This window comes from Bradyrhizobium sp. SZCCT0231 (assembly GCF_018130245.1).
Taxonomy (GTDB): Bacteria; Pseudomonadota; Alphaproteobacteria; order Rhizobiales; family Xanthobacteraceae; genus Bradyrhizobium; species Bradyrhizobium japonicum_F.
On record NZ_JAFCKP010000005.1, the window covers coordinates 164,665 to 188,440 of the forward strand.

Here is a 23,776-nt window from a genome sequence, read left to right on the forward strand (position 1 = left end):
ATAGGAACGACGTTAGAATCTCTCCAGACGTGTGCGAAGCGCGTGCGGCGAATGCGCTCAGGCGTGCATCGGAGTTTGGAATGTTTCCAGACAGGCAGAAGCAGAATCTGCCTGTCCGCAACATCTGGAAACGGTTCAGCGATGCCGCAGCCGGCGATTGACCCGGCGCGCCAGATAATCGCCGGCGCTCTGGACGAGCTGCACCAGTGCGATCAGCACGACCACGACGGCCAGCATCATTTCCGGCATGAAGCGCTGGTAGCCGTAGCGGATGCCGAGATCGCCAAGCCCTCCGCCGCCGACCGCGCCCACCATGGCGGAGTAGCCGAGCAGACTGACCACGGCGAGCGTCAGCGCCAGCAACAGGCCCGGCAGCGCCTCGGGGATCAGGACCTTGAGCACGATCTGAAGCGGTGAGGCGCCAAACGAGGACGCGGTCTCGATCAGACCGCCGTCGACCTCGCGGATCGCGGCCTCCACCAGCCGCGCGATGAATGGCGCTGACGCGATGGTCAGCGGCACGATCGCCGCCGTCGATCCGATCGAGGTGCCGGCAATGAGGCGCGTGAACGGGATGATGGCGACGACCAGGATGATGAAGGGTGTGGACCGCGTCGCATTGACGACGATGCCGAGCACGCGATTGACGATGGGCGCGGCGAACAGCTCGCCTTTGCGGCTGGTGGCAAGGAAGACGCCGAGCGGCAGGCCGAAGGCGGTGCCGAGCAGCGCCGCGATGCCGACCATGTACAGGCTTTCGCCCGTGGCCTGGATGATCAGGTTGATGAGTTCAGGCGACATAGCCGAGACGCTCCGCCGAGAATTGATATTGAGAGAGCCAGGTGAGCGTCCGCGTCACCGCGTCCTCGCCGCCGGGAATTCCGAGCGTGAGCGAGCCGACATGCTGGCCGCCGATCTCGTCGATGCGGGCCGACAGCAGCGCGACGTCGAGCCCTAGCTCACGCGCGAGCCGCGCCACCACGGTGTCACCGGCCCCTGCCCCACGCACCTGGATGCGGATCACGGCCCGCCCGCCGGCGGATGGCTCTGAAACGATCCGGCTCGCCGGCGACACCGGCAGGCTGTCGCCGACCACCTCGGCCAGGAAGGACTGCGTGATGGGATGCTTGGGATGGGTGAAGATGTCGGCGACATGACCGCTCTCTACGACATGGCCGGCATCCAGCACCACGACTTCCTTGGCGAGCTGGCGCACCACGGACATTTCGTGGGTGATCAGCACGATGGTCACGCCGAGCTCGCGGTTGATGCTGGCGAGCAGATCGAGGATCGCGCGCGTGGTCTGCGGATCGAGCGCCGAGGTCGCCTCGTCCGACAGCAGCACGTCCGGCCGCGTCGCCAGCGCCCGCGCGATGCCGACCCGCTGCTTCTGGCCGCCGGAGAGCTCTGACGGATAGCGATCGTGCTTGTCGGCGATGCCGACCAGCGCCAGCAGCTCAGTGACGCGAGCCTTGATGTCCGCCTTGGTCCAGCCGGCGATCTCCAGCGGCAGCGCGATATTGTCGGCCGCGGTGCGCGACGACAGCAGGTTGAAGTGCTGGAAGATCATGCCGATCGAGCGCTGCGCCAGCCGAAGCTCGCGGCCGGTCAGTGCCGAGATGTCTTTGTTGTCGACGATCACGCGGCCCGTGGTCGGCTTCTCCAGCCCGTTGATCAGTCGCACCAGGCTCGACTTGCCAGCGCCGGAGCGGCCGATCACACCGGTGATGGAACCGCGCGGTATAGCGAAATCGATGTTCTGCAGCGCGTTGACGCCGGGCTTGCCGCGATAGGCCGGATAGGTCTTCGAGATGCCAGCGAAACGGACCATCGCGTCCGGCTCGGTCGCGGCCGGTGAAATCGCTTCAAGCGTTTCGATCGGCTGTCCGACCGCGAGCGATTGGTGGGCATTCATGGAGGTGGCCTTCATGCACAATAGTTCGCGTTCCCGCGCCGCTCACGGGCGCACGGGAACCAGGTCGCATGGAGCGACGGGGGTGAAATTGCGATGCCGGCTGGGGTGAAGCGCGCTGCACCGCAGCACGCACCATCGCCGTTTCCAGTCTTTCTTGCAATGTCAGATATTTGCGAGGAGTTGGACGAAGTTTTCCCAATCCGTCGCGTGCGAAGAAAATTCATCTGCCGACGGGGATCATCCTCCTGCCGCCCCTGATCTACCGCCCCCGGAAGCGCGGCTTGCGGCGGGCCAGGAATGCTTCGACGCCCTCCTTGTGGTCCTCGGTGAAGCTCGCGAGCGCGAACTGATCGACATCCATGTGACTCGCAAGATCGTCCAGCACGTGCGCGAGCCGGTTGACGGTCAGCTTGGTCATGGCGACCGAGAGCGGCGGCTGCGCGGCAACCTTGCGGGCAAGCTCCATGGCGGCATCGAACGCATGGCCGGGATCGGTCACCTGCTCCACCAGGCCCCATTCATGGGCCTCGTCCGCGCTGATGCGCTGGTCGGCCAGAATCACCGCCTGCTTGGTGCGGGCCGGCCCGATCAGATGCAGCATGCGTGGGATGCTCTGCCAGCTCATGTTCATGCCGAGCCCGATCTCGGGCACGCGCAGATGCGCGTCGCGCCCCATGATGCGGAAGTCGAGCGCAACGGCGAGGGCCACGCCGCCGCCGACGCAAAAGCCCTCGATCGCCGCGATCGTGATTTGCTCCATCTCCTGCCAGGCGTGGGTCAGGCGCGGTCCGAGCTTGAGATGCCGCCGCAGCGTGCCGAGATCCATCTCCTTGCGCGAACGTCCCTCGGCGTCCTTGAGGTCGAAGCCGGCGCTGAACGTGCTTGTGCTGCCGGTCAGCACAACGACTGAGGTCGCAGCATCGTCCTCGAAGCTGCGCGCGGCCGCCGTGAGCTGGCGCAGCGCCTCCGGCGAGAACGCGTTGATGCCGTCCCCGCGGTCGAATCGCACCACCGCTATCCGCCCCTCAGGCCCAAGACCCTTCTCGATCTTCACGTAGTCGGTCACCATCATCTCCACGATGTTTGCGGCGATGCTAGCGCACAAATGTCGTCACGCATACGTGCCCGGATCGCGCTGCAACGAACCCTCGACAGGCCTGGGCCATTGCGCCTATCTTTGCCGCCATGAGCCACGATCACGACCATCACCACGATCACGACCATTCCGAGCTGTCGGAGACCGAGCTGCGCGTGCGCGCGCTCGAGACGATCCTCACCGAAAAAGGCTATGTCGAGCCGGCCGCGCTCGACGCCATCATCCAGGCCTATGAGACCAAGATAGGCCCGCACAATGGCGCGCGCGTCGTCGCCAAGGCCTGGACCGATCCGGCCTTCAAGAAGGCGCTGCTGGAGGACGGCAGCAAGGCGATCGGTACGCTCGGCCATGTCAGCCGCGTCGGCGATCATCTCGTCGTGGTCGAGAACAGGCCAGAGCGACACAACATGGTCGTGTGCACGCTGTGCTCCTGCTACCCCTGGGAAATGCTGGGGCTGCCGCCGGTCTGGTACAAGGCTGCGCCCTACCGCTCGCGCGCGGTGAAGGACCCACGCGGTGTGCTCGCCGATTTCGGCGTCGCGCTGCCCAAGGACATCGAAATCCGGGTGTGGGATTCCACCGCCGAGACGCGCTTCCTGGTGTTGCCGATGCGGCCCGAGGGCACGGAGGGCTGGAGCGAGGAACAGCTCGCCGAGCTCGTCACCCGCGACTCCATGATCGGCACCGGCTTGCCGCGGAAGCCTGGGGCGCCGTCATGAACGGCGTGCACGACATGGGCGGCATGGACGGGTTCGGCAAGGTCGAGCCCGAGCCGAACGAGCCGATGTTTCACGAGGAATGGGAGTCGCGCGTGCTGGCCATGGTGCGCGCGATGGGCGCGGCCGGCGCCTTCAACATCGACACCTCGCGCTTCTATCGCGAGACCTTGCCGCCGCATGTCTATCTCTCGAGCTCCTATTACAAGAAATGGTTTCTGGGGCTCGAGGAGATGCTGATCGACAAGGGCTACCTCACCCGCGAGGAGGTCGCCGCCGGCCATGCGATGCAGCCCGCAAAGGCGCTCAAGCGCGGCAAGTTCGATCTCGCCAATGTCGAGCGCGTGATGGTGCGCGGCAAGTTTGACCGCCCTGCCCCGGCTCCGGCGAGGTTCAACATCGGCGATCGCGTGCGCGCGAAGAATATGCATCCGGCGACGCACACAAGGCTGCCGCGTTACGTGCGCGGCCATGTCGGCGTCGTCGAGCTGAACCATGGCTGCCACGTGTTTCCCGACACGGCGGCGATGGAGCGCGGCGAGAATCCGCAATGGCTCTACACCGTCGTGTTCGAGGGACGCGATCTCTGGGGCGAGGACGGCGATCCGACGCTGAAAGTCTCGATCGACGCGTTCGAGCCGTATCTGGATCCGGCGTGATGAGCAGCACCGCTGCTGCCGCAGCCACGGCGGCGATTCCGAGCATTCCGCGCGATGACGACGGCCCGGTGTTTCGCGCACCCTGGGAGGCGCATGCGTTCGCGATGGCCTTGACGCTGCACGAGCGCGGCGTCTTCACCTGGCCCGAATGGGCCGCAGCGCTCGCCGACGAGATCAAGCGCGCACAGGCCGCCGGCGATCCCGATACGGGCGAGACCTACTATCTGCACTGGCTCGCCACGCTGGAAGGCCTCGTCGCTCGCAAGGGCGTGGCCTCGATGGAGACCTTGCATCGCTACCGCGACGCCTGGGACCACGCCGCGGATCGAACGCCGCATGGCAAGCCGATCGAGCTCGTGCCGGAGGATTTTGACTAGCTTGGTAAGAGGCACGCTCATGCCAAGCCTTCCGCTGTCATTCCCCGCGAAGGCGGGGAATCCAGTACGCCGCGGCCTCTCGGCTCAAACATGGTCTCTGGAATACTGGATCGCCCGCCTGCGCGGGCGATGACAGCGGTGACGACCGTAACAGCGGAGACCGGAGCGCCATCAGCGCCCCGCCACGTACTCGTTCCACCCCTTCGCCCGCAAACTGCACGCCGGGCACTCGCCGCAGCCGTAGCCCCACTCATGCTGCGCGCCGCGTTCGCCGAGATAGCAGGTGTGGGAGTGCTCGCGGATGAGATCGACCAACCCCTCGCCGCCGAGATCCTGCGCGAGCTGCCACGTCGCGGCCTTGTCGATCCACATCAAGGGCGTGTGCAGCTCGAATTGTCTCGCCATGCCGAGCGAGAGCGCGGCCTGCATGGCGCGGATGGTCTCGTCGCGGCAATCGGGATAGCCGGAATAGTCGGTCTCGCACATGCCGCCGACGATGTGGGTGATGCCGCGCCGATAGGCCAGGGCCGCGGCAAAAGTCAGGAACACCAGGTTGCGGCCCGGCACGAAGGTATTGGGCAGGCCATCCGCGCCCATCGCGATCGCGACGTCGCGTGTCAGCGCCGTCTCGGAGACGGCGGCGAGCGTCGGGATCGACAGCGTGTGGCTCTCGCCGAGCTTCGCGGCCCAATCCGCGCGCAGCCCCTTGATGCCGTCGAGCAGGCGGTCGCGGCAGGCAAGCTCAATGGCGTGGCGCTGGCCGTAGTCGAACCCCAGCGTCTCCACGCGGGCAAAGCGGCTGAGCGCCCAGGCGAGGCAGGTGGTGGAATCCTGGCCGCCGGAGAACAGCACCAGCGCGGTTTCGGAGGAAAATGCGTCACTCATGGCCCGCGCTTTAGCACTGCCCACCTCGCCCGCCAATCGGTGGAAATCGGTCTGTTCCGCTGCGGCCGGCTGGGAACGGCGGCCCGCTTTTGGCATAAGGCTCTGGACCCCAGGAGACTGCGCTGCAATGACCCCTTCCCGCGACATTTCCCGCCTGATCGAGATCATGGCGGCGCTGCGCACGCCGGTGACCGGCTGCCCCTGGGACCTCGAGCAGGATTTTGCGAGCATCGCGCCCTACACGATCGAGGAAGCCTACGAGGTGGTCGACGCCATCGCCCGCGGCGACCTCGACGATCTCAGAGAGGAGCTCGGCGATCTCCTGCTTCAGGTCGTGTTCCACGCCCAGATGGCCTCGGAGCAGAACGCGTTCGATTTTGGTGACGTCGTCGAGGCCATCACCCGCAAGATGATCCGCCGCCATCCGCACATCTTCGCCGACAAGGACGGCAATCTCGCCCCGCACCACGTCAAGGAAGTCTGGGACCGCATCAAGGCCGAGGAGAAAGCCGAGCGCGCCGCGCGCCGGCCGCCGGAGGACGCGCCGGCGCACAAGTCACTGCTTTCGGGCGTCAAGGCCGGCCAGCCCGCGCTGACCCGTGCGATGGAGCTGCAGCGCAAGGCTTCCACCGTCGGCTTCGACTGGAACGACCCGCGCGCGGTCCTGCAAAAGATCCGCGAGGAGGCTGACGAGATCGAGGCTGCGCTCGATCGTAACGACAAGCAGGAGCTGGCCGAGGAGACCGGCGATCTGATGTTCGCACTCGTCAACCTCGCCCGCCATGTCGATGCCGATCCGGAGGCTGCGCTCCGCGCGACGAATGCAAAATTCGAGCGCCGTTTTGCCTATATCGAGCGGGCGTTGGAGGCACAGGGGCGGACGCTCGAGCAAGCGTCGCTGGCGGAGATGGACGCGCTGTGGAATGCGGCGAAGGGTGATGAGAGGCCGGCGCCAGAGGGACGCAAGGAAGCCCGCAGCTAACTCCGCCGTCGAGGAAGCAGTTGGCGCAACTCCCGCGGCGGGACCTACGTCGCGTGATGCGGCACGGCGTCGAACCTCGACACCACGATATCCCGCTTGGTCTCATCCACCCGCACCGTCATGTCGAAGCGGCCGTCGTGCAGCTCCTTGGCCAGCACCTCGGAATTGCGGTGCAGCCAGGAAATGCCGGCGCCGTCGGCGGCGTCGATGGAGAGATCGAGCGTGGTGCGCTTGGCGGCCAAGCGCTCCTCGATCGCGGCGAGCAGTGCATCGATGCCCTCGCCTGATGCGGCGGACACCAGCATCGCCGGATGATCCTCCGGCCTGCGCGCGGCGATGTTCAAGAGCTCTTCGCGCTGCTCTGCGTCGAAACGGTCGATCTTGTTCCAGACCTCGATGATACGGCCGCTATCGTCGGGATTGATGCCGAGCTGGCGCAGTACCGCGTCGACGTCGCTCTGCTGCGCCTCGGCGTCCTCATGCGAGATGTCGCGGACATGCAGGATGACGTCCGCCTCAAGCACCTCCTCCAGCGTGGCGCGGAAGGCGGCGACGAGCTGTGTCGGCAGGTTGGAGATGAAGCCGACGGTGTCGGACAGCATCGCCTTGCCGCCATGCGGCAGGTTGAGTGCGCGCAGGGTCGGGTCGAGCGTCGCGAACAGCATGTCGGCCGCCTGCACGTCGGCGCGGGTCAGGCGGTTGAACAGCGTCGACTTGCCGGCATTGGTGTAGCCGACCAGCGCCACGACGCGGTACGGCACGCGCTGGCGGCCGGCGCGATGCAGACGCCGCGTCGCCTGCACCTTCTTCAGCTCGCTCTCGAGCTTGGAGATGCGCTCCTGAATCAGGCGGCGGTCGGCCTCGATCTGGGTCTCGCCCGGACCGCCCATGAAGCCGAAACCGCCGCGCTGGCGTTCCAGATGGGTCCACGAACGCACCAGACGCGAGCGCTGGTAATTGAGATGCGCGAGCTCGACCTGGAGCGAGCCCTCCTTGGTCTTGGCGCGGCGACCGAAGATTTCCAGGATGAGCCCGGTGCGGTCGAGCACCTTGGCGTGCAATTCCTTCTCGAGATTGCGCTGCTGGATCGGCGCCAGCGCGCAATCCATCACCACGAGCTCGACGTCGAGGCTCTTGGCCAGCGCGGCGATCTCCTCGACCTTGCCCTTGCCGATATAGGTGGCGGGCCGGATCTGGCCGATCGGCGCGATGATCGCATCGGCAATGACGAGATCGATCGCGCGCGCAAGGCCGGCAGCTTCATCGAGCCGGGCCTCGGCGTCTCGCACGACACAACTATCCGATTGCGCGTCGGCACTTCCCGCGCGCACCCGCAAATAGGGGCCGATGACAAGCACCCGCCCCGTCTGCTTAGCCCCTGCCGACCGCGGTCGGTCGGCATCCCCGTCGAGATTCCGGGGTTCCAATCAGATCACTCTCAAGCCGGCTGGTCCTCGCCGCCTTCGAACAGCTGAATCGGAGCGCCCGGCATGATGGTCGAGATCGCATGCTTGTAGACAAGCTGCGAGTGACCGTCGCGCCGAAGCAGCAAACAGAAATTGTCGAACCAGGTCACGATACCCTGGAGCTTCACTCCGTTGACCAGAAAGATCGTCAGTGGCGTCTTGGTTTTGCGAACGTGATTAAGGAAGGTGTCCTGTAGGTTTTGTGCGCGGTCTGCCGCCATTTTTTTTCTCGCTTTGAGTTTCTTTTTATTGCGCCGGATACGGCCCTCTTTGTGGAGTTCGGGGCCTCCTCCGGTTGCCGTTCCTCATGAGATCCCCCTCGGAAGGAACAGCGGTTCGATTAGAGGACAGGTCGGGATATTAGGCAAGCCGCTTCACGCGGCAGCCGGCGCCCTATTGCCCCGAAAAACTACGGAAATCGATGATTTTCCTCGCCTATTGCCGAGGGCGACTGCGACGTCGCGGCCCTAGCCGACGCCGAGCGCCTTCAGCTTCCGATGCAGTGCCGACCGTTCCATGCCAACGAACTCGGCCGTGCGAGAAATATTTCCTGAGAAACGGCTGATCTGTGCAATCAAATAGTCGCGCTCGAACACTTCGCGCGCTTCGCGCAGCGGCAGGCCCATGATGTGCTCGCCGTTGTTGCTGGTCGGCATCGCCGGCACCATGGAGCCGACGTCCTGCGGCAACATGTCGGCGGTGATGATCACCTCCGGTCCGCCGCCCGCCAGAATCATGACTCTTTCAACATTGTTGCGGAGCTGACGCACATTGCCGGGCCAGACATGCGATTGCAGCACCGCCATCGCGTCCTGCCCGATCTGGCGCCTGGGCAGGCCGCTGCCGGCCGAGATCTGCTCCATGAAATAGTCGATCAATTCCGGGATGTCCTCGCGCCGCTCCGACAGCGCGGGGACGCGAATCGGCACCACCGAGAGCCGGTGGTAGAGGTCCTCGCGGAAATGGCCGGCTGCGATCTCCTCTTCGAGATTCCGCGCGGTCGATGAGATGATGCGCACATCGACCTGCACCTTGCCCGTGCCGCCGACGCGCTGGAACGACTGCTCCACCAGCACGCGCAAAATCTTGTTCTGGGTCTCGCGCGGCATGTCCGCGATCTCGTCGATGAACAGCGTGCCGCCATGGGCTTCCTCGAGCGCGCCAGGCTTGCGCGGCTGCTCGCCATTGGACTGCTCGATACCGAACAGCTCGTGCTCCATGCGCTCGGGCGTGATCGCGGCGGCGTTGATCACCACGAAGGGACCGTCGGCCCGGCCCGAGGCCGCATGCAGAGTGCGCGCGGTCAGCTCCTTGCCGGCGCCGGCAGGCCCGACGATCAGGATACGGCTGTTGGCCTTCGCTGCGCGCTCGATGGTCTGGCGCAGCTGGTTCATGCTGGGCGAACGGCCGACCAGCTGGCTGGCACTCGGCGCGAGCTGCTTCAGCTCCTTGACCTCGCGCTTGAGCCGCGAGTTCTCCAGCGCTCGGGTCGCGACCAGGATCAGGCGGTCGGCCTTGAACGGCTTCTCGATGAAGTCGTAGGCGCCGCGCTTGATCGCGGCGACCGCGGTCTCGATGTTGCCGTGGCCGGAGATCATCACGACGGGCAGATCGGCATTGTCCTTCTTGACCTGCTCCAAGAGCTGCAGGCCGTCGAGCTTGGAGCCCTGCAGCCAGATGTCGAGAAACACCAGATGCGGCCGACGATTGGCAATCTCTGCGAGTGCCGTATCGCTGTCGCGCGCGGTCCGGGTCACGAACCCCTCGTCCTCGAGGATGCCCGCAACCAGATCCCGAATATCGGCCTCGTCATCGACAATCAGAATTTCACTTGCCATGGATCGCGCCTGTCTTGTCAGCTGCCTGTTGAGGCTTCGATTTTGGTTGAATCATTGGTCTTTTCAGCCGGCTCTTTGGTTCCGGCGGCCGGCTCTTTTGTTTCCTGGTTCCTGCCGGATTCCGTCACCGTTTGCTTGATGTCGGGCTCGGCTGTCTCGGACTTTGCAGGTTGCCCTGAGATGGCAAAGCGCATCCGCATCCAGGCGCCGCGCTGGCCTTCACGGAAGTCGGAGGCGTCCTTCAGCTCGATCCGCCCGCCATGGTCTTCCAGCACGCGGCCGACGATGGCCAGGCCCAGCCCGGTGCCCTTGGCGCGCGTGGTGACGTACGGCTCGAGCAGGCGCGAGCGCGCGACCTTGGGCAGGCCGATGCCGTTGTCGATGACGTCGATCAGCACGTCGTCGCCCTCGCGTGACACCACGACGTCGATGCGGCCTTTGCCGAGCTCCTCGGGCGGGACCTGCTCGATCGCCTCGGTGGCGTTCTTGACGATGTTGGTGACCGCCTGGGAGATCAGTCGCCGGTCGAACTGGGCGCGCAGCGGATCCTGTTTGAACTCGGCCTCGATGTCGATCTCGGGATGGGCGACCTTCATCAGGAACACGGCCTGCCGCACGGTGTCGGCGACGTCTTCGCCTTCCATCACAGGCTTGGGCATCCGCGCAAAGCGCGAGAACTCGTCGACCATGCGCCTGATGTCATCGACCTGGCGCACAATCGTGTCGGTGCACTGGTCGAAGATCTGCTTGTCCTTGGCCTCGGTGATGTCCTTGCCGAACTTGCGGCGGATGCGCTCGGCCGACAGCTGGATCGGCGTCAGCGGGTTCTTGATCTCGTGCGCGATGCGCCGCGCGACGTCGCCCCACGCCGAGGTGCGCTGCGCCGAGACCAGCTCGGTGATGTCGTCGAGCGTGATGATGTAGCTGTCGTGCGGCTGGTTCTTCTCGGCACTGACGCGGACCGACAGATTGCGCTCGGTGCCGTCGCGGGTGATCGTGATCTGGCCCTGCACCAGGCGCTGGCTGCCTTCCCGCGCCGCCTTCATCATCTCGTCCAGCTCGGGCAGCACGTCGGAGAGCGGATGGCCGAGCGTCTCCGCTTCGGAGTGCCCGATCAGCTTCTCGGCGGAGCGGTTGAGGATGCCGACGCTGCCGGACGCATCGACGCCGATGATGCCGGCGCTCGCCGAGGACAGCACGGCTTCGATGAAGCGGCGGCGGCTGTCGATGAGGTCGCTGGCGTTGACGAGCTCGTCGCGCTGGCTGCGCAGTTCCTGCGTCATCTTGTTGAAAGTCTCACCCAGCTGGGCGAGATCGCCTTCCGACTGATGCACGGGAACCTTGACATGGAGGTCACCGGTCGAGACCGTGTGCGCCGCGTTCATCAGCCGCCGGATCGGCGAGACCAGCGAATTGGCGAAGTTGAGGCCGATCAGCACCGAGGCCATCAGGATGGTCAGCGCGATCACCGCGAACATCAGCGCGAAGGCGACCTGGATGCCGAGCCGGCGCGACTCGATCTGGGCGTATTCGGCGACGCTGACTTCGGTCTGCTTGAGCTGATTGACGACATTCGGATCAAGGGGACGGGCGACATAGAGGAAGGTGTCGTTGAAGGCGCGCAGGCGGATCACCGCGGCGACAAAGCTCGCATCGGGGAGCACCGCGATCTCGGGCTCGTTCTCGTTGACATTGCTGAGAAAGTCCGGCGCCGGCGGCGAATAAGCGAGCCGCATGCCGGTGTCGGCCGACTCCAGGATGTTGGTGTTCTTGTCGATGATCATCGCGCCGGGCAGATTGCGGGAGCTGGCACTGGCGGTGAGCATCTCGCGGAACGAGCGGCGGTCCTGGTCGTAGAGCGGCCGGGCATGGGCGATGTCGTTGGCCATGCCGAGAATATCGCCACGGATCAGCTGCGCGTGGTCCTGCATATAGGCCCGCGCGATCGTCAGCGAGTTCTGGATCACCTCCTTGGTCGGGCCGGAGAAGAGCCGGTCGAGGCCGCGCTCGATGGTGACGTTGGCGACGACGGCGACCAGCACCGCCGGCAGCACCGCCACGATCGAGAACAGGCTGACGATCTGGACGTGGAGGCGCGCCGCCGCCCTGCCCCGCCGCCGCGCCAGGATCAACTGCCAGAGTTCGCGGATGATGATCCCGACCAGCAGCAGGATCGTGGCCGCATTGATCAGGTAGAACGAGCGGACAACCTCGGGCGTCGGCTCGATCTTGGTGAGACCGGTCAGGACCAGGAAGGTCAGGAAGGCCGACAGCAGCGCCAGCGCCACGGCAACGGGTGCCAGCCAGCGCCGCACCGACCAACGCCGGGGCTCTTCCGCTGGGGCCGTGTCAAAGTGTGCGGCCGAGGTGTCTGCGCTGGTCATTCCGGCAATGGTGGTGCTGAAAACGGGTCCGCGACGGGCGGATACTGATGTATTCGTACCACATTGTTGCCGAATTGCGACAATTCCGCGGCGCGCCGCCTGCTGCGGAGCGGTGCAATCCACAGGCACATGCCGGCTGGCCGGGAACGGATTCCCACCATCCCGGCTTGATCCGGCATGGATAAGATCTTTCTCGCGACGATGGTTTCGGCGGTCCTTCTGCTGATCGTGGCCGCCGACCTCCTGGTCAACGGCGTCGCCCTTCAGCAGGCCCCGGTGAATCTCGCCAGCGTGATGCCGGCATCCGGCCGACTGGTCAGATAGATGCGATGCCGCGCGCTGCGGCCGAACGACCAATTTGCGAACGACCAATTTGAATGTGCGAGCGGAACATTTGGGTCCTATCAGGACTTCTGCTCACCGCGTCAGCCACAACGGCCAGCGCGATCCGGACAGGCTCAGCTCTGCCTTGGTAGGGGGAGCTGAGCCACTGTCCGCTTCGAAAGACTATCCCCCGCTCCGATACACCTGGATATCGAGATCCCGGATCTTCTTCCGCAGCGTGTTGCGGTTGAGGCCGAGCAGGTCGGCGGCGCGGATCTGGTTGCCACGGGTGGCGGCGAGCGCGGCCGTGAGCAGCGGCACCTCGATCTCCTTGAGGATGCGGTGATAGAGGCCGGGCGGCGGCACACCGTTCGGAAAGCCCTGGAAGTGCGAGGACAGATACGCCTCCACGGCGCCGCCGAGATTGTCGACGCCCTGCTGGACCGCGGCGCCCGGACTGACCGAGGGCGGCGCGAGCTCGCCGTCGATGACGGAGGCCGTGATCACATCCTGCGGATAGAGCGCGGCGAGGCGCCGGGCGAGATTTTCCAGCTCGCGTACGTTGCCGGGCCAGCGATGCTGCTTCAGCCGCTCCAGCGCCAGCGCATCCAGCTTTTTCGGCGGCAGGCCGTCCTTCTCGGCCAGCGTGAAGAAGTGACGCACGAGATCGGGCAGGTCCTCGATGCGCTCGCGCAAGGGCGGCAGCCTTAAGGGGACGACGTTGAGGCGGAAGAACAGATCCTCGCGGAACAGGCCCTGCTGGATCAGGACGCGCAGGTCCTTGTTCGAGGCCGCGACGATACGCACGTCGGTCTTGATCGGGGTGCGGCCGCCGACCGTCGTGTATTCGCCCTGCTGAAGGACGCGCAGCAGGCGGGTCTGCGCCTCCATCGGCATGTCGCCGATCTCGTCCAGGAACAGCGTGCCGCCCTCGGCCTGCTCGAACCGGCCGGAGGCGCGGGTGTTGGCGCCGGTGAAGGCACCGCGCTCGTGACCGAACAGTTCGGACTCGATGAGATCGCGCGGGATCGCCGCCATGTTGACGGCGACGAACGGGCCGTTGCGGCGCTTGCCGTAATCGTGCAGCGCCCGCGCCACCAGTTCCTTGCCGGTGCCGGACTCGCCCGTGATCATCACGGTGAGGTCGGTCTGCATCAGGCGCGCCAGCACGCGGTAGATTTCCTGCATCGCCGGCGAACGGCCGACCAGCGGGATCGCCTCCATCTCGGCGTCTTCGTCCGGCGTCGAGGACCGCTCCTTCGGCTCGGCAAGCGCGCGGCCGACGATGGCGATCAGCTCCTTGAGGTCGAAGGGTTTTGGCAGATATTCGTAAGCCCCGCGCTCGGAGGCGCGGATCGCCGTCATGAACGTGTTCTGCGCGCTCATGACGATGACGGGCAGATTCGGCCGCATCTTCTTGATCCGCGGCAACAGGTCGAAGGCGTTTTCGTCCGGCATCACCACGTCGGTGATGACGAGATCGCCCTCGCCCTGGCTGACCCAGCGCCACAACGTTGCGGCATTGCCGGTCAGCCGCACTTCGTAACCGGCGCGTGACAGTGCCTGATTGAGAACGGTGCGGATGGCGGTATCGTCATCGGCTACAAGAATGCTACCTGCGGGCATCGTTGATCCTCATTTTGCCCCCTGTGACGCAGGCGACGACTTCCCGGCAGAGCCGTCGCGACTGCTTTGATCGGCATGTTTCACCGACGTGGAATACATCGGCATCAGCACGCGGAAGGTGGTCTTGCGCGGCTGAGATTCGCATTCGATGATGCCCCCGTGATCGCCGACGATCTTGGCGACCAGCGCCAGGCCGAGACCCGAGCCGGTCTGCTTGGTGGTCACGAACGGGTCGAACAGGTTGGGCAGCAGATCGTCGGGCACGCCAGGCCCGTTGTCCCTCACGCAGAATTCGAGCGGCAGGGATACCCGGGATTTTTGACCGGGGACTGACAGGCGCACGCCGGGGCGGAACGCGGTGGTGAGCTGGATCTCGGCATCGGGCACGTCGATCAGGGCTTCGGCGGCATTCTTCACGAGATTGAGGAACACCTGAATCAGCTGATCCTGGTTCGCCAGCACCGGCGGCAACGAGGGATCGTAGTCCTCGATGAAGCGGATGTTGCGGGCAAAGCCCGACTGCGCCAGCCGCTTCACGTGGTCGAGCACCGAATGGATGTTGACGGGGCCGCGCACCACGGGACGTTCGTCGCCGAACACCTCCATGCGGTCGACCAGCGTCACGATGCGGTCGGCCTCGTCGCAGATCAGGCGCGTCAGCATGCGGTCCTCGGACGAGGCCTGCTGCTCCAAGAGCTGCGCCGCGCCGCGAATGCCCGAAAGCGGATTCTTGATTTCGTGCGCGAGCATCGCTGCTAGCGCTATCACCGAGCGCGCTGCGCTGCGATGGGTGAGCTGGCGATCCATCTTGTCGGCGATGGTGCGCTCCTGCAGCATCACCACGATATGGCCGGGCCGCTCGGTGAGCGGGGCCACGTGCAGATCGACCTGGCGGTCGCCGCCCATGCGCGGCGTGCCGAGATCGACCTTGTATTCGTTGACCGGCGAGTTCGACGAGCGCACCTGGTCGATCAGCGCCAGCAAGGGGCTGCCGAACGGCACCAGCTCCTTCAACGATTGCCGCTTCAGGAACTGCGTCGAGATCTCGAAGAAGGCTTCGGTCGCGATATTGGCGGCGACGATCTTGCCGTCCGGCCCGATCATGAGCACGGGATTGGGCAAGGCATCCAGGATTGCGTCGCTGTCGGACTGAAGCTGCCGACGATGTTCAGCGGCTGAGCTCATGCAGCAGCGCTCCATGCGAAGTCGTCGAAGGCGTCTTGCAGTGAATTGTGAACGAGGCGCGGATCCTCCGAGACCAGGATCTTCTGGCGCCAGGATTTCAGCTTCTCGGCCGGCGCACGGCTCACCTGCGCTGCGACATCAAGCGCCCAGCCCAGATGCTTGCGGGCATGCCTCAATCCGATGCGCAGACCATAGAGCGCGCAGACGCCATCATAGAGCGTGCGGACATAATGCAGCTGCGTCTCGAGCGATGGCACAGCTTCCTCAGCCCCGCCCTGCAGGCGGCGGCCGATCTGACCGGGCAGCCAGGGCTGGCCCTGCGCACCGCGGCCGATCATCACGGCGTCGGCGCCTGAGGCCTCCAATGCCGCGAGCGCCTTCTCGTAGGACGTGATGTCGCCGTTGACGACGAGCGGAATGGAGCTGGCCTCGCGCACGGCGCGGATCGCATCCCAATCGGCCTCACCCTTGTAGAACTGGCAGCGGGTGCGGCCATGAACGGTGACGAGCTTGACCCCGGCGGCCTCCGCGCGCCGCGCCAGCTCTGGCGCGTTGCGCGTGCGGTCGTCCCAGCCGAGCCGCATCTTCAGCGTCACTGGCACCTTCACCGCCGCGATCGTCGCATCGATAAGGCTGACCGCATGGTCGAGGTCGCGCATCAAGGCCGAGCCGGACTGGCCGCCGGTGACGTGGCGGGCGGGACAGCCCATGTTGATGTCGATGATGTCGGCGCCTTCGGCTTCGGCGATCCGGGCACCTTCGGCCATCCAGTGCGTCTCGCAGCCGGCGAGCTGGACCACATGGGGGCCGATGCCGGTGGCTTCGCAGCGCAACCGGGACATCCGCTGGCCATTGGCGAGCTCATCGCTCGCGGTCATTTCGGACACGACGAGTCCGGCCCCAAGCTCGGCGGCCAGCCGGCGAACGGGCGAGTCAGTCACCCCCGACATCGGTGCCAGGAAGACCGGGGTGGCGACATCAATATCGCCAATTTTCAACGGCTTAGAGCCGGATATTGCCGAGCCGGTCACGGGGGTCTCGTTGACTAGGCAGGGCCTCATCGCGCCTGCCATGATCTATCTTGCGCACAATTCTTGTGCAGTCAAGCGTCATGCCTACAGTTTAGACAGTTCTGCAAATCTTTCAAGTGCAGTGCAGCAAAATGCTGTTTCCCACAATCCGGGGAAACCCCCTTTTTTTGCGGGCTTGCCGTGCTAGAGGCATGCCGGCAAATCACCCCCTGCTCTTTCATTAGCAACTGAGTATTTGAGTCCTATGGCGAAATCACAACGCACCGCTGTCGTCCTCGTGGCGGCCGGACGCGGCCTGCGCGCCGGCGCCGGCGGGCCGAAGCAATATCGCGAGATCGGTGGTGTGCCTGTGATCTACCGCGCCATGGAAGCCTTCAGCCGCCACGCTGATGTGTTCGCGGTGCAGCCGGTGGTGAACCCCGACGACAGCGCCATATTCACCGCAGCGGTCGCAGGGCTCGAGCACGAGCCGCCGACCAATGGCGGCGCGACGCGGCAGGCCTCGGTGCTCGCCGGCCTCGAAGCGCTGGCGAAGCACAAGCCGGACATCGTGCTGATCCACGACGCCGCACGCCCCTTCGTCTCCGAAGGCGTGATCTCGCGCGCGATCGAGGCGGCGAGCCGAACTGGTGCTGCGATCCCCACCGTTCCCGTCACCGACACCATCAAGGTCACCGGCGAAAGCGGCAACGTCGAAGACACGCCGGACCGCGCTTCCTTGCGAATCGCACAGACGCCGCAATCCTTTCGTTTCGACGTCATCCTCGAGGCGCATCGTCGCGCGGCAAAGGACGGACGCTCGGATTTCACCGACGATGCCGCGATTGCCGAATGGGCGGGATTGACGGTCGCAACCTTTGAAGGCGATGTTGCCAATATGAAGCTCACCACTCCCGAGGATTTCGTGCGCGAGGAAGCGCGCCTGGCCGCTCAGCTCGGCGACATCAGGACCGGAACCGGCTACGACGTGCACGCCTTCGGCGAAGGCGACCATGTCATGATCTGCGGCGTGCGCGTGCCGCACACCAAGGGTTTCCTGGCCCATTCCGACGGCGATGTCGGCTTGCATGCGCTGGTCGATGCCATCCTCGGCGCGCTCGCCGACGGCGACATCGGCTCGCACTTTCCGCCGAGCGATGCGAAGTGGAAGGGCGCCTCCTCCGACCAGTTCCTGAAATACGCCATCGAGCGCGTCACGGCGCGTGGCGGCCGCGTCGCCAATCTCGAGGTGACGCTGATCTGCGAGCGGCCGAAGATCGGTCCCTTGCGCGACACCATGCGCGCGCGCATCGCGGAGATTTCCGGCGTCGACATCTCGCGCGTGGCGGTGAAGGCAACCACCAGCGAGCGGCTCGGCTTCACCGGCCGCGAGGAAGGCATCGCGGCCACCGCGAGCGCCACCATCCGCCTTCCATTTAACGAAAAGACTTGGAGCGCCTAGGCCATGGGCGGCAGCGACGCACGCGCCCTCTCCCGCTCGCTGCTGGATTTGTGCCGGATGCGCAAGCTGACGATCGCGACCGCTGAATCCTGCACCGGCGGCCTCGTTGCCGGCGCGCTGACCGACATCCCCGGCTCCTCTGACGTCATCGACCGCGGCTTCGTCACCTATTCCAACGACGCCAAGCGCGCGATGCTTGGGGTCGAGGCGAGCACGCTCGCCAATTTCGGCGCCGTCAGCAAGGAGACGGCGACCGCGATGGCGATCGGCGCGCTGGAGCGTGCCGATGTCGATCTCGCCGTCGCCATCACCGGCATCGCCGGCCCCGGCGGCGCCACGCCCGGCAAGCCGGTCGGTCTCGTGCACTTCGCCGCCGCCGCGCGCGATGGCCGCATCATCCATCGCGAGCACCGCTTCGGCGCAATCGGCCGCAGCGCAGTTCGCGCCCGCTCCGTGGTCGAGGCGCTGCGCATGCTGATGGATCTGGCCCGCGGGCCGCAAGTCGCAGCCAAGCCGCAACGTGCCGTCGCGAGCCGCCTGCGCCCGCGCGTGACCCGCTCGCCGCGCCGGCATGCGGTGAAACGCAGGCCGCCCCGTTCGCCGCGGGGCTGAATGGTCCCGTAGCGCGGGTGAGCGAAGCGATACCCGGAACACCGGCAGTAAAGCCTCACTGTCATTGCGAGCGAAGCAATCCAGAGTCTCTCTGCGGAGGGATTCTGGATTGCTTCGTCGCAAGGGCTCCTCGCAATGACGGCGGAGAGAGTGTGCCTTGGTCGTAAAATTACGTCGGCGCCAGCTTCGGCCGGCCGTAGATCGCATCCGCCCGCTTCTCGAACGCGGTCGAGAACCGCGCGAAGGCGGCGTCGAACATCGAGCCCATCAGCATCGCCAGCATGCGGCTCTTGAATTCGTAGGCGAGGAAGAAGCCGACGTCGCAGACGCCCTCGCCCTTGGGCTCGAACGTCCAGCGGTTTTCCAGATTCCGGAACGGACCTTGCAGATATTCGACCAGGATTTTCAGATTGGCGCGGTCGAGCGTCACGCGGCTGGTGAAGGATTCCTTGACCAGCTTGAACGACACCGTCATGTCGGCGACCAGCACCTCGGTGCCGTCGGGCTTCGCCATGCGCTGGCGCACCTTCAGCGCGCTGCACAGCGGCACGAATTCCGGGTAGCGCTCGACATCGGCGACCAGATCAAACATCTCGGACGCGCTGTGGTTGACACGGTGCTTGCTCGAAACTCGATGCATGGTACGTCAGCGGGCGTGAGCTGCCCGCGCAGCCTTCAGTCTCGCGAAATCCTCGCCGGCATGATGCGACGAGCGGGTGAGCGGGCTTGCCGACACCATCAGGAAGCCCTTGGTGTAGGCGATCTTTTCGTAGGACGAGAACTCGTCCGGCGGCACGTAGCGCATCACCGCGTGATGCTTGCGGGTCGGCTGCAGATATTGCCCGATGGTCAGGAAGTCGACGTCGGCCGAGCGCAGATCGTCCATCACCTGCTGCACCTCGTGGCGCTCCTCGCCGAGGCCGACCATGATGCCGGACTTGGTGAAGATGGTGGGATCGAGTTCCTTGACCCGCTGCAACAGCCTGATCGAGTGGAAATAGCGCGCGCCTGGCCGCACCGTGAGATAGCGCGACGGCACGGTCTCGAGATTGTGGTTGAACACGTCCGGCTTCGCCGCGACGACGATTTCGAGTGCCCCCTCCTTGCGCAGGAAGTCGGGCGTCAGGATCTCGATCGTGGTCGAGGGGCACGCAGCGCGGATGGCGCGGATGGTCTGGGCAAAGTGCTCGGCGCCGCCGTCAGCGAGGTCGTCACGGTCGACGGAGGTGATGACGACGTGGGCGAGGCCCAGCTTCGCCACGGCCTCGGCGACGTTCTGCGGCTCGGCCGCATCCAGCGCATTCGGCAGGCCGGTCTTGACGTTGCAGAAGGCGCAGGCCCGGGTGCAGGTGTCACCCATGATCATGAAGGTCGCGTGCTTCTTGTCCCAGCACTCGCCGATGTTCGGGCAGCCCGCCTCCTCGCACACCGTATGCAGGCCGTTGGACCGTACGATGTTGCGGGTGTCGGCATAGCCGCGGGTATTCGGCGCGCGCACGCGGATCCAGTCCGGCTTCGGCGGCGAAGCGGAATCGGGCCGGTTCACCTTTTCGGGGTGGCGCGGGCGCAGTGGGTTCGAGATGGTATCGACAATAACGACCATGGGGTGTCCGGTCTGTTCAGGTCCTACCTAGTCGGTCTGGGCAAGCATCGCAACCCGGCTCGCACCGCTTCAGGGAACATGGCAGATATGGGCAATATCTTGCTCTGTTCTCAGGCGATTCTCTCCTCGAATGGCTCCAATCTCGAAACCTTCCACACCACGGCTCGGCAAGCCGCTGAAGCGGACCTTTTTCGGCCGCAGCGTCCATGAGGTCGCTCCCGACCTGATCGGCGCCACCATGCTCGTCGACGGCGTCGGCGGGATCATCGTCGAGGTCGAGGCCTATCACCATACCGACCCGGCCGCACACTCCTACAATGGCCAGACGCCGCGGAACCAGGTGATGTTCGGCCCGCCCGGCTATGCCTATGTCTACCGTTCCTACGGAATCCACTGGTGCGTGAACTTCGTCTGCGAGGAGGAAGGCTCGGCCAGCGCCGTGCTGATCCGCGCGCTGCAGCCGACGCACGGCCTCGCCGCGATGCGCCGACGCAGGCATCTGCAGGACGTGCATGCGCTGTGCTCAGGCCCGGGCAAGCTGACGGAGGCGCTCGGCATCACCATCGCGCACAACGCGCTGCCGCTGGACCGGCCGCCGATCGCGCTGCATGCGCGGACGGAGGATGTGGAGGTCGCAACCGGCATTCGCATCGGCATCACCAAGGCGGTGGAGCTGCCCTGGCGCTATGGCGTCAGGGGCTCGAAATTCCTCAGCAAGCCGTTTCCGAAATAGGCCCGAGATTCGACTTACGAGGCCTGCTTCAGTCGCTCCAGCGCCTCGAGCAGCTTGGCCTTGCGCGCCAGCGCGGCCTCGCGCTTTTCGCGCTCCTCCTCGACGACCTCCTCGGCCGCGTTGGCGACGAACTTCTCGTTGGCCAGCTTGGATTCGGCGCGCTTGATGTCGGCGTCGGCCTTGCCGATCTCCTTGTCGAGGCGCGTGCGTTCGGCGGCGACGTCGATCACGCCCTTCAGCGGCAGCGCAGCCACCTCGCCGCGCACCAAAAGCTGAACCGCGCCGTCGGGCGCGCGGTCGGCGAAGGAGATGTCCGACAGCCGCGCCATGCGCTTGATGACATCGGTCCAGCGCGGCGCGCGCTCTCTGGTCTCGGCCGAGGCGCCCGCGAGCACCAACGCCGTCAGAGTCGACGGCGGAATGTTCATCTCGGCGCGCACCGAGCGGATCTGCGTCACGAGATCGATGACCCAGCCGATCTCGGCTTCCGCCTTGGGATCGGTGAAATCGGCATGGTCGAAGATCGGCATGACCAGCGCCGGCGAGATCAGCGGATCGATCGGCCCGGCGGCTGCGGCGAGCATCGCGAGCTGCTCCGGTGAAGGCTGAGCCGGCTTCAGCGGCCACGGCGCCAGCGCGAGCAGGCCGTCGCGTTTGGCCGTCACCTCCCACAGCTCTTCGGTGATGAAGGGCATGAAGGGATGCAGCAGCTTCAGGATCTCGTCGCGTGCCCAGGCCACCATGGCACGGGTTTCGTCCTTGGCCGGGCTGTCCGGCCCAAGCAGCACGGGTTTTGCGAGCTCGACATACCAGTCGCAATAAACATTCCAGACGAAGCGATAGATGGCGCCTGCGGCATCGTTGAAGCGATAGGCCTCGATCGCCTCGGTCACCTCGCGCGTGGTGTGCGCGCTTTCATGCGCGATCCAGCGGTTCAATGTCTCCTTCGCCTTCGCCGGCTCGAAGCCTTCAGGCACGGCGCAATGGTTCATCTCGGCGAACCGACACGCGTTCCAGAGCTTGGTCGCGAAATTGCGGTAACCCTCGACGCGGCTGGTGGCGAGCTTGATGTCGCGGCCCTGCGCCGCCATCGCGGCCAGCGTGAAGCGCAGCGCGTCGGCGCCGTATTCGTCGATCAGATGCAAGGGATCAATGACGTTGCCCTTCGACTTCGACATCTTGGCGCCCTTCTCGTCGCGGACGAGGGCGTGGATGTAGACGGTCGAGAACGGCACCTCCTTCATGAAGTGCAGGCCCATCATCATCATGCGGGCGACCCAGAAGAAGATGATGTCGAAGCCGGTCACCAGCGCATTGGTCGGATAATAGCGCTGCACCTCGGGCGTATCGTCGGGCCAGCCGAGCGTCGAGAACGGCCACAGCGCCGAGGAGAACCAGGTGTCGAGAACGTCCTCGTCACGGGTGATGAAGCCTTCGCGCTTGTTGCGGTCGAGCGCCATCTCGCGGCCCTGCTCGACCGTGATGACCTCCTGCTCAACATAGTAGCCGAGCGCGTGGCTGACGGCCTCCTCCTCGGTCTCGGCGACGAACACCTTGCCATCCGGACCGTACCAGGCCGGGATCTGGTGACCCCACCACAGCTGGCGCGAGATGCACCAGGGCTGGATGTTCTCCATCCAGTCGAAATAGGTCTTTTCCCAGTTCTTCGGCACGAAATTGGTTTCGCCCGAACGCACCGCCGCGATCGCAGGCTTGGCCAGCGTCTTGGCGTCGACATACCACTGGTCGGTCAGATACGGCTCGATCACCGTGCCGGAACGATCGCCGTGCGGCACCATGTGCGTGTGCGGCTCGATCCGCTCGACGAAGCCGAACGATTCCAGCCGCTCGACGATGCGCTTGCGCGCCGCGAAGCGGTCGACCTTGTGAAACTCCTCGGCGAATTGCGCAGCGCCTTCGGGGAGGTCGTGCAGATAGTCCTCGTTGTCGAGCAGATCGAGACAGCCCTCCCTGTCGATAACGCTGATTCGGCGCAGGCCGTGACGATTGCCGACCTCGAAGTCGTTGAAGTCGTGCGCCGGCGTCACCTTCACCGCGCCCGAGCCTTTCTCCGGATCGGAATAGTCGTCGGCGACGATCTGGATCTTGCGGCCGACCAGCGGCAGGATGACGTTCTTGCCGATCAGCTTTTGATAGCGCTCATCCTCGGGATGCACGGCCACGCCGGTATCGCCGAGCATGGTCTCGGGGCGCGTGGTCGCGACGACGATGAAGCTCGAGGGATCCTCGGGGCTGAAGGTCTTGCCCTCGATCGGATAGCGCAGATACCAGAGGCTACCCTTGACCTCGGTCTGCTGCACTTCGAGATCGGAGATCGCGGTCAAGAGCTTGGTGTCCCAGTTCACCAACCGCTTGTCCTTGTAGATCAGGCCCTCGCGGTGCAGCTCGACGAACACCTTGACGACGGCCTTCGACAGGCCCTCGTCCATGGTAAAGCGCTCGCGCGACCAGTCGCAGGACGCGCCGAGCCGCTTGAGCTGGTTGATGATGGTGTCGCCGCTCTCGGCCTTCCACTGCCAGACCCGCTCCAGAAATTTCTCGCGGCCCATCTCGCGGCGGCCGGGCTGCTGACGCTCCATCAGCTGCCGCTCGACCACCATCTGGGTGGCGATGCCGGCATGGTCGGTGCCGGGCTGCCACAGCACGTCGCGGCCGCGCATGCGCTCGAACCGGCAGAGAATGTCCTGCAGGGTGTTGTTGAGGGCGTGCCCCATGTGCAGCGAGCCCGTCACGTTCGGCGGCGGGATCACGATGGTGAAGGGCACAGCATCACGGCGGTCGGGGCGGCCGGCCTTGAAGGCAAGGCTGTCCTCCCAAACGACGGACATGCGGGTTTCGATATCGGCGGGCTGGTAATTTTTCTCGATCATGGGGCTGCTAGA

Annotated in this window: 22 protein-coding genes; 8 read left to right on the top strand and 14 right to left on the bottom strand. The window is 65.4% G+C overall.

Features of this window, described 5'->3' with window-relative positions; translation table 11 throughout:
* Positions 1-135: 135 nt before the first annotated feature.
* The 3 genes from JQ566_RS15815 to JQ566_RS15825 all read right to left on the bottom strand — a co-directional run bounded on the left by JQ566_RS15815 (position 136) and on the right by JQ566_RS15825 (position 2,981).
* Positions 136-801 (bottom strand): methionine ABC transporter permease, encoded by a 666-nt coding sequence (locus tag JQ566_RS15815; protein WP_212373317.1) that lies wholly within the window; start codon positions 799-801, stop codon positions 136-138.
* Positions 791-1,930, bottom strand: coding sequence for a methionine ABC transporter ATP-binding protein (locus JQ566_RS15820; protein WP_212373319.1), 1,140 nt, complete (start codon positions 1,928-1,930; stop codon positions 791-793). Before JQ566_RS15820 ends, JQ566_RS15815 begins: the two co-directional genes overlap by 11 nt.
* Positions 1,931-2,174: 244 nt before the next feature.
* Positions 2,175-2,981: an enoyl-CoA hydratase/isomerase family protein gene (locus JQ566_RS15825; RefSeq protein ID WP_212373322.1), complete on the bottom strand. Its 807-nt coding sequence runs from the start codon at positions 2,979-2,981 to the stop codon at positions 2,175-2,177.
* A 119-nt stretch (positions 2,982-3,100) separates the two neighbouring features.
* Here JQ566_RS15825 and nthA point away from each other — a divergent pair, with 119 nt between their 5' ends.
* Genes nthA through JQ566_RS15840 form a run of 3 tightly spaced genes read left to right on the top strand, consistent with a single transcriptional unit; the run spans position 3,101 to position 4,763 of the window.
* Positions 3,101-3,730: a nitrile hydratase subunit alpha gene (gene nthA, locus JQ566_RS15830; protein WP_212373324.1), complete on the top strand. Its 630-nt coding sequence runs from the start codon at positions 3,101-3,103 to the stop codon at positions 3,728-3,730.
* Positions 3,727-4,386, top strand: coding sequence for a nitrile hydratase subunit beta (nthB, locus tag JQ566_RS15835; protein WP_212373326.1), 660 nt, complete (start codon positions 3,727-3,729; stop codon positions 4,384-4,386). The genes nthA and nthB overlap by 4 nt, the downstream gene beginning before the upstream one ends.
* A complete protein-coding gene (locus tag JQ566_RS15840) occupies positions 4,386-4,763 on the top strand; it encodes a nitrile hydratase accessory protein (RefSeq protein WP_212373327.1) in 378 nt (125 codons plus the stop codon). Before nthB ends, JQ566_RS15840 begins: the two co-directional genes overlap by 1 nt.
* A gap of 171 nt (positions 4,764-4,934) precedes the next feature.
* On the opposite strand, the gene queC is transcribed toward JQ566_RS15840, so the two are convergent.
* Entirely contained in the window at positions 4,935-5,648 is a 714-nt protein-coding gene (gene queC, locus JQ566_RS15845; RefSeq protein ID WP_212373328.1) for a 7-cyano-7-deazaguanine synthase QueC, read from the bottom strand.
* 127 nt (positions 5,649-5,775) lie between these two features.
* On the opposite strand from queC, the gene mazG reads away from it, so the two are divergent.
* Complete coding sequence (mazG, locus tag JQ566_RS15850) at positions 5,776-6,630, top strand: nucleoside triphosphate pyrophosphohydrolase (RefSeq protein WP_212373329.1); 855 nt, start codon at positions 5,776-5,778, stop codon at positions 6,628-6,630.
* 44 nt (positions 6,631-6,674) lie between these two features.
* Here mazG and hflX read toward each other — a convergent pair whose 3' ends face one another.
* The 4 genes from hflX to JQ566_RS15870 form a co-directional block, all read right to left on the bottom strand.
* The gene (gene hflX, locus JQ566_RS15855; RefSeq protein WP_212373330.1) at positions 6,675-8,057 is read right to left on the bottom strand and encodes a GTPase HflX; all 1,383 of its coding nucleotides are present in this window, start codon (positions 8,055-8,057) and stop codon (positions 6,675-6,677) included.
* An 11-nt stretch (positions 8,058-8,068) separates the two neighbouring features.
* Positions 8,069-8,317, bottom strand: a complete 249-nt coding sequence (hfq, locus tag JQ566_RS15860) for an RNA chaperone Hfq (protein ID WP_007591126.1) — start codon at positions 8,315-8,317, stop codon at positions 8,069-8,071.
* 246 nt (positions 8,318-8,563) lie between these two features.
* The gene (gene ntrX, locus JQ566_RS15865; protein ID WP_212373331.1) at positions 8,564-9,934 is read right to left on the bottom strand and encodes a nitrogen assimilation response regulator NtrX; all 1,371 of its coding nucleotides are present in this window, start codon (positions 9,932-9,934) and stop codon (positions 8,564-8,566) included.
* 17 nt (positions 9,935-9,951) lie between these two features.
* Complete coding sequence (locus JQ566_RS15870; RefSeq protein WP_212373332.1) at positions 9,952-12,318, bottom strand: sensor histidine kinase; 2,367 nt, start codon at positions 12,316-12,318, stop codon at positions 9,952-9,954.
* A gap of 177 nt (positions 12,319-12,495) precedes the next feature.
* On the opposite strand from JQ566_RS15870, the gene JQ566_RS15875 reads away from it, so the two are divergent.
* On the top strand, positions 12,496-12,642 hold the full coding sequence (locus JQ566_RS15875; protein WP_212373334.1) for a hypothetical protein: 147 nt from the start codon (positions 12,496-12,498) through the stop codon (positions 12,640-12,642).
* Between the two features lie 183 nt (positions 12,643-12,825).
* Here the strand turns inward: JQ566_RS15875 and ntrC are convergent, their stop codons facing one another.
* From ntrC to dusB, 3 genes are read right to left on the bottom strand one after another with little or no spacing between them, the layout of a single operon-like run.
* Positions 12,826-14,268: a nitrogen regulation protein NR(I) gene (ntrC, locus tag JQ566_RS15880; RefSeq protein ID WP_100230498.1), complete on the bottom strand. Its 1,443-nt coding sequence runs from the start codon at positions 14,266-14,268 to the stop codon at positions 12,826-12,828.
* Positions 14,269-14,277: 9 nt separating this feature from the next.
* Positions 14,278-15,453, bottom strand: coding sequence for a two-component system sensor histidine kinase NtrB (locus tag JQ566_RS15885; RefSeq protein WP_212373336.1), 1,176 nt, complete (start codon positions 15,451-15,453; stop codon positions 14,278-14,280).
* On the bottom strand, positions 15,450-16,451 hold the full coding sequence (gene dusB, locus JQ566_RS15890; protein WP_212373575.1) for a tRNA dihydrouridine synthase DusB: 1,002 nt from the start codon (positions 16,449-16,451) through the stop codon (positions 15,450-15,452). The genes JQ566_RS15885 and dusB overlap by 4 nt, the downstream gene beginning before the upstream one ends.
* Before the next feature lie 277 nt (positions 16,452-16,728).
* Here dusB and JQ566_RS15895 point away from each other — a divergent pair, with 277 nt between their 5' ends.
* Positions 16,729-17,925 (top strand): bifunctional 2-C-methyl-D-erythritol 4-phosphate cytidylyltransferase/2-C-methyl-D-erythritol 2,4-cyclodiphosphate synthase, encoded by a 1,197-nt coding sequence (locus JQ566_RS15895; RefSeq protein WP_212373338.1) that lies wholly within the window; start codon positions 16,729-16,731, stop codon positions 17,923-17,925.
* Positions 17,926-17,928: 3 nt separating this feature from the next.
* On the top strand, positions 17,929-18,537 hold the full coding sequence (locus tag JQ566_RS15900) for a CinA family protein (RefSeq protein WP_212373340.1): 609 nt from the start codon (positions 17,929-17,931) through the stop codon (positions 18,535-18,537).
* A gap of 169 nt (positions 18,538-18,706) precedes the next feature.
* Here JQ566_RS15900 and JQ566_RS15905 read toward each other — a convergent pair whose 3' ends face one another.
* On the bottom strand, positions 18,707-19,177 hold the full coding sequence (locus JQ566_RS15905; RefSeq protein ID WP_212373342.1) for a type II toxin-antitoxin system RatA family toxin: 471 nt from the start codon (positions 19,175-19,177) through the stop codon (positions 18,707-18,709).
* Between the two features lie 6 nt (positions 19,178-19,183).
* Positions 19,184-20,140, bottom strand: a complete 957-nt coding sequence (gene lipA / locus JQ566_RS15910) for a lipoyl synthase (RefSeq protein WP_212373343.1) — start codon at positions 20,138-20,140, stop codon at positions 19,184-19,186.
* A 130-nt stretch (positions 20,141-20,270) separates the two neighbouring features.
* Here lipA and JQ566_RS15915 point away from each other — a divergent pair, with 130 nt between their 5' ends.
* On the top strand, positions 20,271-20,873 hold the full coding sequence (locus tag JQ566_RS15915) for a DNA-3-methyladenine glycosylase (protein ID WP_212373344.1): 603 nt from the start codon (positions 20,271-20,273) through the stop codon (positions 20,871-20,873).
* A gap of 14 nt (positions 20,874-20,887) precedes the next feature.
* Here JQ566_RS15915 and JQ566_RS15920 read toward each other — a convergent pair whose 3' ends face one another.
* Positions 20,888-23,764, bottom strand: coding sequence for a valine--tRNA ligase (locus JQ566_RS15920; protein WP_212373345.1), 2,877 nt, complete (start codon positions 23,762-23,764; stop codon positions 20,888-20,890).
* Between the last annotated feature and the right edge of the window lie 12 nt (positions 23,765-23,776).